11 protein-coding genes are annotated in these 10,287 nt (G+C 69.5%); 8 read left to right on the plus strand and 3 right to left on the minus strand.

Annotation, left to right across the window (positions count from 1 at the left end; translation table 11 throughout):
• The 7 genes from Q8M82_RS14655 to Q8M82_RS14685 form a co-directional block, all read left to right on the plus strand.
• On the plus strand, positions 1-723 hold a 723-nt coding region (locus Q8M82_RS14655; RefSeq protein WP_305692075.1), incomplete at its 5' end, for an alpha-D-ribose 1-methylphosphonate 5-phosphate C-P-lyase PhnJ.
• On the plus strand, positions 720-1,526 hold the full coding sequence (gene phnK / locus Q8M82_RS14660; RefSeq protein WP_305692076.1) for a phosphonate C-P lyase system protein PhnK: 807 nt from the start codon (positions 720-722) through the stop codon (positions 1,524-1,526). The genes Q8M82_RS14655 and phnK, both read left to right, overlap by 4 nt.
• 209 nt (positions 1,527-1,735) lie before the next feature.
• Positions 1,736-2,431, plus strand: a complete 696-nt coding sequence (phnL, locus tag Q8M82_RS14665; protein ID WP_305692077.1) for a phosphonate C-P lyase system protein PhnL — start codon at positions 1,736-1,738, stop codon at positions 2,429-2,431.
• A gap of 2 nt (positions 2,432-2,433) precedes the next feature.
• Positions 2,434-3,573, plus strand: coding sequence for an alpha-D-ribose 1-methylphosphonate 5-triphosphate diphosphatase (locus Q8M82_RS14670; protein ID WP_305692078.1), 1,140 nt, complete (start codon positions 2,434-2,436; stop codon positions 3,571-3,573).
• Positions 3,570-4,268, plus strand: a complete 699-nt coding sequence (locus Q8M82_RS14675) for a DUF1045 domain-containing protein (RefSeq protein ID WP_305692079.1) — start codon at positions 3,570-3,572, stop codon at positions 4,266-4,268. The genes Q8M82_RS14670 and Q8M82_RS14675 overlap by 4 nt, the downstream gene beginning before the upstream one ends.
• Positions 4,269-4,307: 39 nt before the next feature.
• Positions 4,308-4,952 (plus strand): LbetaH domain-containing protein, encoded by a 645-nt coding sequence (locus Q8M82_RS14680; RefSeq protein WP_305692080.1) that lies wholly within the window; start codon positions 4,308-4,310, stop codon positions 4,950-4,952.
• Between the two features lie 136 nt (positions 4,953-5,088).
• A complete protein-coding gene (locus tag Q8M82_RS14685; RefSeq protein ID WP_305692081.1) occupies positions 5,089-6,606 on the plus strand; it encodes a globin-coupled sensor protein in 1,518 nt (505 codons plus the stop codon).
• 29 nt (positions 6,607-6,635) lie between these two features.
• Here Q8M82_RS14685 and Q8M82_RS14690 read toward each other — a convergent pair whose 3' ends face one another.
• Together Q8M82_RS14690 and Q8M82_RS14695 are read right to left on the minus strand one after the other, a co-directional pair.
• The gene (locus Q8M82_RS14690) at positions 6,636-7,292 is read right to left on the minus strand and encodes a class I SAM-dependent methyltransferase (RefSeq protein WP_305692082.1); all 657 of its coding nucleotides are present in this window, start codon (positions 7,290-7,292) and stop codon (positions 6,636-6,638) included.
• Entirely contained in the window at positions 7,289-8,443 is a 1,155-nt protein-coding gene (locus Q8M82_RS14695; RefSeq protein WP_305692083.1) for a glycosyltransferase family 4 protein, read from the minus strand. Before Q8M82_RS14695 ends, Q8M82_RS14690 begins: the two co-directional genes overlap by 4 nt.
• Positions 8,444-8,565: 122 nt before the next feature.
• On the opposite strand from Q8M82_RS14695, the gene Q8M82_RS14700 reads away from it, so the two are divergent.
• Positions 8,566-9,027: a YybH family protein gene (locus Q8M82_RS14700; RefSeq protein WP_305692084.1), complete on the plus strand. Its 462-nt coding sequence runs from the start codon at positions 8,566-8,568 to the stop codon at positions 9,025-9,027.
• Here Q8M82_RS14700 and Q8M82_RS14705 read toward each other — a convergent pair.
• Positions 9,016-10,287 (minus strand): S8 family serine peptidase (locus tag Q8M82_RS14705; protein ID WP_305692085.1); only part of this gene is annotated, 1,272 nt, incomplete at its 5' end. The genes Q8M82_RS14700 and Q8M82_RS14705 overlap by 12 nt on opposite strands.

The following is a 10,287-nucleotide window of genomic DNA, read 5'->3' on the forward strand; positions in this document are numbered from 1 at the left end:
CCCGCCGACACGCTGAAGGTCATCGACCAGGGCGCCGACGACACCACCAACGCCGTCTCGATCCGCCGCTTCTTCGAGAAGACGGCCGACGCGCGCACGACGGAGGCGACCGAGCAGGCCACGATCATCCAGACCCGCCACCGCATTCCCGAAGCGCCGCTCCAGGCCGGGCAGATCATCGTCTACCAGGTTCCCCAGCCCGAGCCGCTGCGCAAGCTCGAGCCGCGCGAGGCGGAGACGCGCAAGATGCACGCCTGGGCCGAGTACGGCCTCATGCAGGTGAAGCTCTACGAGAACATTGCCCGCTTCGGCGAGGTGACGACGACCTATGACTACCCGGTCATGATCAACGGCCGCTACATCATGGCGCCCTCGCCCATCCCGAAATTCGACAATCCGAAGATGCACATGTCGCCGGCGCTCCAGCTCTTCGGCGCCGGCCGCGAAAAGCGCATCTATGCGCTCCCGCCCCATACCAGCGTGCGCAGCCTCGATTTCGAGGACCATCCCTTCCGCATCCAGAGCTGGAACGAGCCCTGCGCGCTCTGTGCCGCCACCGACAGCTATCTCGACGAGGTCGTGATCGACGACCAGGGCTCGCGCATGGTCGTCTGCTCGGACAGCCCCCATTGCGAGACGCGCCGCGCCGCCGGCCATCGCGGCGCGATGCTCGGCGATGCCGCGGCGAGCGGGCTGGTCGCCAGCGAGGAGAGCACGTCATGACCCTCCACGTCTCTCCTCCCGACACCGCCCTCGAACCCGCGCCTCTCCTCTCCGTCGCCGGCGTCTCGCGCTTCTATGGCGAGCGTATCGGCTGCAAGGACGTCTCCTTCGATCTCTGGCCGGGCGAGGTGCTCGGCATCGTCGGCGAATCCGGCTCTGGCAAGTCGACCCTGCTGCGCTGCCTCGCCGGCATCGACAGGCCCGACGAGGGCGAGGTGCTCTTCCGCGGCGGACAGGAGCCGCTCGACATCTACTCCGTGTCCGAGCAGGAGCGCCGCCGCCTGATGCGCACCGCCTGGGGCATCGTCCACCAGAACCCGCGCGATGGCCTGCGCATGGATGTCTCGGCCGGCGGCAATGTCGGCGAGCGCCTGATGGACCGCGGCGACCGGCATTACGGCCAGATCCGCGAGCGCGCGCTCGACTGGCTCTCGCGCGTCGAGATCGCCGGCGCGCGCATCGACGACCGGCCGCGCCAATTCTCCGGTGGCATGCAGCAGCGCTTGCAGATCGCCCGCGTGCTGGTCTCCGAGCCGCGCCTGGTCTTCATGGACGAGCCGACCGGCGGCCTCGACGTCTCGGTCCAGGCCCGCCTGCTCGACCTGCTCCGCGTGCTGGTGCGCGATCTCGGCCTGGCTGCGATCATCGTCACCCACGACCTCGCCGTGGCGCGGCTGCTGACGGACCGGCTGATGGTGATGAAGGACGGCCATGTCGTCGAACAGGGGCTGACCGACCAGGTGCTCGACGACCCGCACCATGCCTACACCCAGCTCCTCACCTCGGCGGTGCTGAGCGTATGAGATGCCGTCTTGTCATTCCGGGGCTTCGCGCAGCGAAGAACCCGGAACCCACGACCGGGTGAGACATATGCTGAAGGTGGTCATGATCGCTCGCCCGGTCGTGGGTTCCGGGTTCGGGCCTGACGGCCCGCCCCGGAATGACAGGAGGAGCCCGTCACACCCGCGTCACCCGATCCGCACAAGGCACTGACCCCAGGACTCTGAATCCCATGACCACGATGATCCGCGTCGAGAACGTCACCAAGGCCTTCACCCTGCACAATCAGGGCGGCGTCCGGCTGCCCGTCTTCGACGACGTCAATTTCAGCGTCGAGGCCGGCGAGGCGCTCGTCCTCGCGGGTGCGTCCGGCGCCGGCAAGTCGAGCCTGCTGCGCATCCTCTACGGCAACTACTTGCCGAGTTCGGGCCATATCCACATCAAGCATGCGGGCCGGCCGGTCGACATCGTCACCGCCGTACCGCGGACGGTGCTGGACATCCGCCGGCGCACGCTCGGCTTCGTCTCGCAGTTCCTGCGGGTGATCCCGCGCGTCAGCGCGCTCGACATCGTGCGCGACCCGCTGCTGGCGCGGGGCGTCTCGCCGGATCAGGCGAGCGAGCGCGCCAAGGCGATGCTGGCGCGGCTCAACCTGCCGGAGCGGCTCTGGAACCTTGCGCCGGCGACCTTCTCCGGCGGCGAACAGCAGCGCGTCAACATCGCCCGCTCCTTCGTCGACCCCTCCGCCATCATGCTGATCGACGAGCCGACCGCCTCGCTCGACGCCGCCAACCGCGACGTCGTGGTCGAACTCATCGCCGAAGCGCGTGCTAAAGGCTCCGCCATCGTCGGGATTTTCCACGACGAGGCCGTGCGCGAGAAGGTCGCGACGCGCTATCTCGACATCACCGCTTTCCGGAAGGCCTGACGATGCAGACCGTTGTGACCAATGCACGCCTGATCCTCGAGGACGAGATCGTCACGGGCACGATCGCCTTCGAGAACGGCGTCATCACGGCCGTCGACCAGGGGCTCTCCGCGCTGCCGGGCGCCGTCGACGCCGGCGGCGACTATGTCGCGCCGGGCCTGGTCGAGATGCACACCGACAACATGGAAAAGCACTTCATGCCGCGGCCCAAGGTCTTCTGGCCGAACGGGCTCGCCGCCGCGCTGGTCCATGACGCCCAGATGGCGGCGGCCGGCGTGACCACGGTCTATGATGCGATCTGCGCCGGCACGCCCTTCTCCGCCAAGGACTACCGCAAGGACATCTTCGCCGATGTGATGGCCTCGCTCGCCCAGGGCCAGGCGGAAGGCGTCTTCCGTATCGACCACCGCATCCACATGCGCTGCGAACTGACCAGCCCCGACCTGCTCAGGGACATCGAGCCCTATCAGGACGATGCGCTCGTGCAGCTCGTTTCGCTGATGGACCACACGCCGGGCCAGCGCCAGTGGCGCAACATCGAGCATTTGCGGACCTACGCGATCGGCAACGGCAAGTCCGAGGCCGAGTTCGAGGAGGACGTCGCCACCCGCCAGCAGGAGGGCGCCGCCACTGTCGGTAGAAACTGGCAGGCGGTGGTCGAGCTGTTCAGCGCCCGCGGCATCCCGATCGCCACCCATGACGACACCACCGTCGAGCATGTCGAGGAGGGCCTCGCTTCGGGCGCGGTGATCTCGGAATTCCCGACCACGGTCGAGGCCGCCGCCGCCGCCAAGCAAAGGGGGCTCGCGACCATCGCCGGCGCGCCGAATGTCGTTCGCGGCGGCTCGCATTCCGGCGGCGTCTCGGTCTCCGAACTCGCTGAGAAGGGCCTGCTCGACGGCCTCTCCTCGGATTATGTTCCCGCCAGCCTGCTGCAGGCCGTGCTGAAGCTGCACAACGGCCATGGCCTGGGCCTGCCCGACGCCATGGGCATGGTCACCTGGAAGGTCGCCGACATCCTCGGCCTGGACGACCGCGGCCATCTCAAGACCGGGCTCCGGGCGGATCTCGTCCGCTTCAAGGCGCTGGGACCGACGCCCGTGATCGCGGCCGTCTGGTCGAAGGGCGAGCGCGCGTTTTGAGCGGCGCGCGCTACGCCCTCTATTTTGCGCCCGCAGTCGACAGCGCGCTCTGGCGCTTCGGCAGCGCGACGCTGGGCTACGACGCCTTCACGGGCGAGGAGATAGCTTTCGCCGTCCCGCCCGGCTGCAACGCGCAGCTGTGGCCGGACCGTACCGCCGAGCCCCGCCGCTACGGCTTCCACGCAACGCTGAAGGCGCCGTTCGAGCTGGCCAGCGGCCGCAGCGAGGGTGAATTGCGGGCCTTTGCCCGGCAGATCGCCCTCGGCTGCGCGGCCGTGCCTCTGGCCGGCCTCAAAGTCACATTGCTCGGCCGCTTCGTCGCACTGACGCCGGCCGAACCGAGCCCGGCACTGCAGGCGCTGGCCTTCGCCATCGTCCAGGCCTTCGAGCCGTTTCGCGCGCCGCTGGGGCAGACCGATCGGGAGCGGCGCCTCGCCAGCCCGCTGACCCCGGCCGAGCGCGCCCATCTCGAAGCCTATGGCTATCCTTATGTCGGCGAGGCCTTCCGCTTCCACATGACGCTGACCGGGGCGCTCCCGCCGGACGAGGCGCCCGCCGTTGCGGCCGCCCTGGCCGAGGCCTATGCAAGCGCCGTCCCCGCGGGTCCCGTCGCCATCGACCGCCTCGCCTTGTGTCGGCAGGACGACCGGGCCGGCCGCTTCCGCATCATCGACGCCTTCCCGCTCGGCTGCTGACGATCAGGCCGGCGCCTACCAACAGCACGGAGAACCCCCATGGCCGCCAGGAAGCTCGGGCTCGACCCGGTGATCCATGAGACGGCGGTCGTCCGGGAGGCGACGCTGGGGCGCTACACCGAGATCGGCGCGCGGACCTCCTTCGTCGAGTCGACGATGGGCGACTACTCCTATGTCGTCAACGATTCCAACATCATCTACACGACCATCGGCAAGTTCTGCTCGATCGCGGCGATGACCCGGATCAACCCCGGCAACCACCCGATGCAGCGCGCCAGCCAGTCGCATTTCACCTATCGCGCCAGCGCCTATTTCGAGGATGCGGAGGACGATGCCGCCTTCTTCGACTGGCGCCGCTCGACGCCGGTGACCGTCGGCCACGATGTCTGGATCGGCCATGGCGCCATCGTCCTGCCCGGCCGCAGCATCGGCACGGGCGCCGTCGTCGCCGGCGGCGCGGTCGTCACCAAGGATGTCGGTCCCTACACCATCGTCGCCGGCAACCCAGCTCGGCCGATCCGCCGCCGCTTCCCCGAGGCGACGGCGGAACGCCTGATGGCGCTCGCCTGGTGGGACTGGGATCATCCGCGCCTGCGCGCGGCACTGGCCGATTTTCGCGCGCTGCCCGTCGACGCGTTCCTGGACCTCTACTCGGACATCGCTACGTCAGGCGGCCGCCCTTAGACGAATGACGTAGCGAAATGCAACCTGAGGCAGCATTTTATTGCTTAGAATCTCATCAATTTTGAAGCTTCGTTAACCAAGCGGGCGCTCTATCGGGAGCGGCACCGGCACTTGGTGCTGCAGGCAGGAGCCTCCCATGACGTCTTCCGAACACCTCAATAGCCGGCTCTCCTTCATGCAGCTGGACGGCCGTGCCCGCGACCGGATCAAGGGCATGCATGACGACATCGTCGCAGCCTTGCCTGGCGCGCTTGACGCCTTCTACACCCAGCTACGCAACAGCGCCGAGACCAAGCGCTTCTTCTCGAGCGAGCAGCACATCGATGGCGCCAAGCAGCGCCAGACCTCGCATTGGGACCGGATCGCCAAGGGCGAGTTCGACCAGAACTATGTCGCCGCCGTCACCAAGGTCGGCGAGATCCACGCCCGGATCGGCCTGGAGCCGCGCTGGTACATCGGCGGCTATGCCCTGATCCTCGAGAAGATCATCACCGACGTCCTGATGGCGCGCTGGCCGAAGACCCGCTTCGGCGGCAAGGTGGCCGGCGCCACCGACCGGGCCGCGGAAATCAGTGCGCTGGTCAAGGCCGCCCTGCTCGACATGGACTACGCCATCTCCGTCTATCTGGAGGCGTCAGAGACGGCCCGTCTCAAGGTCGAGGAACAGGCCAAGGTCGTCGAGCGGTCCCTGGCCGTTGAGCGCGAGAAGGCCGTCGCCTCCGTCACCGAGGCCATGGCCGCGCTGGCGAATGGCGATCTCACCTTCCGCATCGGCCAGGATATCCCCGAGGAATACGGCGCCATCCGCGACAACTTCAACGAGGCCGTCGCACGGCTCGAGCAGGTGATGAGCACGGTCAAGACGAATTCGGCCGCCATCGCCGCCTCCTCGCACGAGATCAATTCCGGCGCTTCCGACCTGTCGATGCGGACGGAACAGCAGGCCTCGGCGCTGGAGGAAAGCGCGGCCACGACCGAGGAGCTCGCCGCCTCGGTGAAGACCTCGTCTCAGGCCTCCCGGCGCTCGGTCGCGCTGGCCGACGAGGCCACCAAGATCGCTCGTACCGGCGGTGACATCGTCAAGAACGCCACCGACGCCATGTCGCGCATCGAGGACGCCTCCAAGAAGATTTCGGAGATCACCAGCGTCATCGACGGCATCGCCTTCCAGACCAACCTGCTCGCCCTCAACGCCGCGGTCGAGGCCGCCCGCGCCGGCGATGCGGGCCGCGGCTTCGCCGTCGTCGCCGCGGAGGTCCGTGCCCTGGCCCAGCGCTCGTCGGACGCGGCCAAGGACATCACGGGCCTGATCGCCTCCTCGGACGCCGAGGTCACGGAGGGCGTCAAGCTGGTGCGGCTCGCCGGCGGCACGCTCGAGCAGATCGTCGAGGCCGCGGCCGCCGTCTCCGCGACGGTGCAGGAAATCGCCAGCGCCTCGGGCGAGCAGGCCAACGGCATCGAGGAGATGAGCCAGACGGTCAGCCATATGGACGAGATCACCCAGCAGAACGCGGCCCTCGCCGAAGAGAGCGCCGCCTCGTCCAAGACGCTGCTCGATCAGATCGAGCAGCTCAACCGGCTGATCGCGAGCTTCCGGACCTCGCAGGACGGACAGGTCGTGGCGCTGCACCAGCCGCGCCGCCGCGCCGCCTGAGCGGGATAGGCCGGCGCCTCGGCGCCGGCCTATCCCTTCAGCCGCCAGACGGTCGAGTGCTTGATGTCGGCATCCTCGAGCGAGCGCGACACCGGAACGGCGTAGCTCGCCAGCGCCTGAAGCCGCTCTTTCGGCAGATAGCTGCGGCCGGGATCGCCGATCAGGACCTCAGCTCCGCGCGCCGACAGCCGCGCCAGCCAGGCGACGACGCTCTCGGCCATCGCCCGCTCATAGCAGACGTCGCCGGCACAGACGACGTCCCAGCCCTCGTCCCGCCGCACCAGATCCTCGAGACGGACGGCGACCGCGACGTCGTTTGCCGCCGCATTGATCGCGATCGCCTCCGCCGCGAAGGCGTCTATGTCGCAGGCCTCTACGCTTGCCGCCCCGCCGCGGGCGGCCGCGATGGCAACGAGGCCCGAGCCGCTGGCGAAATCCAGGACCCGCCGGCCGCGCAGCTTGGCTGGTTCGTCGAGAAGGTAGCGCGCCAGAGCTTGTCCGCCCGCCCAGGCGAATGCCCAGAACGGCGGCGGCAGCCCGATCGTGGCGAGTTCGTCCTCGGTCTTCTGCCAGAGTTCGGTCGCCTCGTCGGCGACATGCAGCGCGATCTCGGGCGCATGCGGCACGGGCAAGAGACGGGTGTGCTGGAGGATGAAGCCACGCCGGTCGATCGCCGGCCCGCTCACGCCACGATGTCCATCGTCGGGCGGGCGAGCAGGCTGCGATACAGCGCCTTGACGGCGTTCATGACGTCGCGCTCGGTGTGGCCGTCGATCAGCCGCGCCCGCGCGCTTGTTCCCATGCGCTCGGCCAGGGCCGGCGCCCGCGCCAGCACGATCAACGCCTGCGCCAGGGCGGCAGCATCGTTGGCGGGCACCACCATGCCGTCCTGCCCGTCGCGCACGAAGCTGCGGCAGCCGGGAACGTCCGTGGTCAGGATCGGCCTGCCACAGGCCGCCGCCTCGAGGATGGTGCGCGGCAACCCTTCGCCGCCGCGCGACGGCAGGATGCAGAGATGGTGCTGCCGCCAGACGGCCTCGATGTCACGGGTCGGGCCGGCCCAGGCGATCCCCGGCCGCGCCGCCCATTGCTTCAGCGTCTCTTCGGGAATGGCCTTGGGGTTCGAGGGGTCTGGCGCGCCATGCAGCGTCAGTTCCACCCGCGCGCCCTGCGCGCGCGCCAGCCTGATCGCCTCGACCGCGAGATCGACCCCCTTCGACCAGAGCAGCCGCGCCACCAGCGCGACCTTCAGCGGCGGCGCCGGCGGCATCGGCTCCGGCATCAGGATCAGCGGATCGACCCCGGCACCGCCGACGATCGCGACCTTGGCCACGTCAGCCGGATCCAGACCCAGGGTAACGGGATCGTCCGGGTTCTCGAACAGGAAGCGCACCTGCGGGCCGTCGATAGCACCGCGCAGCCAGGCGATGGCGGCCATCCGCGCCGCGGCCGCCGCGAGCCCCTCCTTGGCCCCGAGGAAGCCGAGCCCCGTCAACGCATAAACCCGCCGCTGCACCCCCGCCAGGCGCCCGGCGAGACCGGCGAGCGCGATCGGCTTCAAGGCGATGCAGTGCAGGATGTCGGGCCGCTCCCGCTCGATCAGCGCCCGCAGCGCCTTGACCTGCCGATACAGCGCCCGCGGATCGAGGCTGCGGCGTTCGGCCTCGAGCGCGATGAGCCGGATGCCCGCCGCCTCGATGACGCGCCGGTGGCTGCGTTCGCGCGCGATCACGGCGACGTCGAAGTCCAGTTCGCGCGCCGCCCGCGCCATCGGCAGGAAATGCGACGCGAAGAACCAGTCTTCGGTCGCGACGAAGAGAAGTCTGGGTCGGGCCATGGCCGGACATCAGTCCGATGCGGAACCGAAGGTCAAGCGGCGCCTTGCATCGCGGGGACGGTCCTGGTGCTTGAGCCGGGGGCGCTCCGCCATGTTAGGCTGCGCGGCCACGGGAGACGACGATGGACGAGAGCCTGCAAACACCGGCTGCGAAAGCCTTCGCCGCCGCGCTGGTCGACCTCAGATCGGCCCTGAGCCATGTCGCCAATGGCGATGTCGGGCCGATCAAGGCGCTTTATTCCCATGCCGACGACGCCACCAGCATGTATGGCTGGGGTGGCTACGAGAGGGGCTGGGAGGCGATCTCGCGGCGCTGGGACTGGGCGGCCGAGCAATTCCGCGGCGGCACGGTCAGCCACGAGAACGTCACCACCGTGGTCGGGGCGGAACTCGCGCTCGTCACCGACATCGAGGTCTTCGAGGTGCTGCTGCCGGGAACGGGGGTGCCGACGCGCTGGACCAACCGTGTGACCCATGTCTTCCGCTTCGAGGAGGGCGGCTGGCGCCTGCTGCATCGCCATGCCAACCGGCTCGAACAGCAATACGAGCCGGCACCGCGCCTCGCCGCCGTCTCAGGGGCGTGACGCTGTGAGCGGCGCGACGCGCGACAGTGCCGCTGCCGCATCGACGCGACCGGCGCCGTAGACGGGGTCGCGCCCCTTCGAGCCGAGATCGACCGCGCTCTCGGTCAGCAGGCGGCGGACCCCGGGGGGATCGAGGTCCGGCCGCTTCTCCAGCATCAGCGCGACGAGGCCCGAGACATGGGCGGCCGCGATCGAGGTTCCCGACGAGAAGGCGTAGCGACCGTTCGGCTCCGCCGCGATCACGTCCACCCCCGGCGCCGCCACGGCGATGTAGGCGCCACGATTGGCCTGGCGGAAGACCCGGTCGTCAGCGTCGGTGGCCGTGACGGCGATGACGTTGGGGTCGGCACCGGGATAGAGCGGCGCGGCGTTGGGTCCGGCATTGCCCGCCGCCGCGACGGCGACCACGCCCTTCGCCGCGACGCCGGCGAGCCCGCGCGCGAGGAGACGATCCTCAGGGCCGGCGAAGCTGAGATTGATCACGCGCGCGCCCTGGTTCACCGCCCACTCGATCGCGGACATGATCTGCAGGCTCGTGCCATTGGCGGAACCGGAGCCAGCACGGCCCGAAAAGGCCCGGCCGACCAGCAGCCGCGCGCCCGGCGCCACGCCCTGCAACTGCCCCTGTGCCACGATCGCCGCCGCCATGGCCGTGCCATGGGCATGCGGCAGATAGTCCTCGCCCAGCGCGTCGAAGAGCCCGGCGATGCCGCCGCGCAACTCGGGATGGCCGACATCGACGCCCGAATCGATGACGGCGATCCGGATCGCCGCGCCGCGGGCAAGCTTGTGGACCTCCCCGAGCCGGAGCTTGTCGGCCACATATTGCGGTGGCAGTTCGCGCCGTGGCGCGGGCGTCGGCCGCACCGCGGAAGGGTCCGACAGCCGCAGCGTCGGGATGTCGGAACGCCCGCCCGAGGCCGTGGTGCTGACGGGCTGGGCCAGATCCTGCTGCAGCTCGAAGGTGAAGTTGGGCTGCGCGCCCGCGATGGCGTTGTCGCTCGCCATCTGTGTCAGCACGTCGCGCAGGTCGCGCCCCTCGGCCAGGCGCGCGCGGATAATCGTCGTGCCCGCGAGTTCGACGCGCCGGCTGGTGATGAGCGTGGCCCCATAGCGGCGCAGCACGGCCTCCGCCTGCACGTTGGGAGCGAGCTCGAACAGGATCTCGCCCGGCACGAAGCGGGTTTCGTCGGCAGCTGGGACGACCGTGCGCGACGGCGCCGGTCCTCCGAAGACGTTCGGCACCCGCCAGGCAGGGGG

This window comes from Allobosea sp., from assembly GCF_030694325.1.
Classification (GTDB): Bacteria; Pseudomonadota; Alphaproteobacteria; order Rhizobiales; family Beijerinckiaceae; genus Allobosea.

Coding starts and splice junctions, on each gene's coding strand:
- phnK (WP_305692076.1), top strand. CDS start 720: ATGACCCTCCACGTCTCTCCTCCCGACACCGCCCTCGAACCCGCGCCT.
- phnL (WP_305692077.1), top strand. CDS start 1,736: ATGACCACGATGATCCGCGTCGAGAACGTCACCAAGGCCTTCACCCTG.
- Q8M82_RS14670 (WP_305692078.1), top strand. CDS start 2,434: ATGCAGACCGTTGTGACCAATGCACGCCTGATCCTCGAGGACGAGATC.
- Q8M82_RS14680 (WP_305692080.1), top strand. CDS start 4,308: ATGGCCGCCAGGAAGCTCGGGCTCGACCCGGTGATCCATGAGACGGCG.
- Q8M82_RS14685 (WP_305692081.1), top strand. CDS start 5,089: ATGACGTCTTCCGAACACCTCAATAGCCGGCTCTCCTTCATGCAGCTG.
- Q8M82_RS14695 (WP_305692083.1), bottom strand. CDS start 8,443: ATGGCCCGACCCAGACTTCTCTTCGTCGCGACCGAAGACTGGTTCTTC.
- Q8M82_RS14700 (WP_305692084.1), top strand. CDS start 8,566: ATGGACGAGAGCCTGCAAACACCGGCTGCGAAAGCCTTCGCCGCCGCG.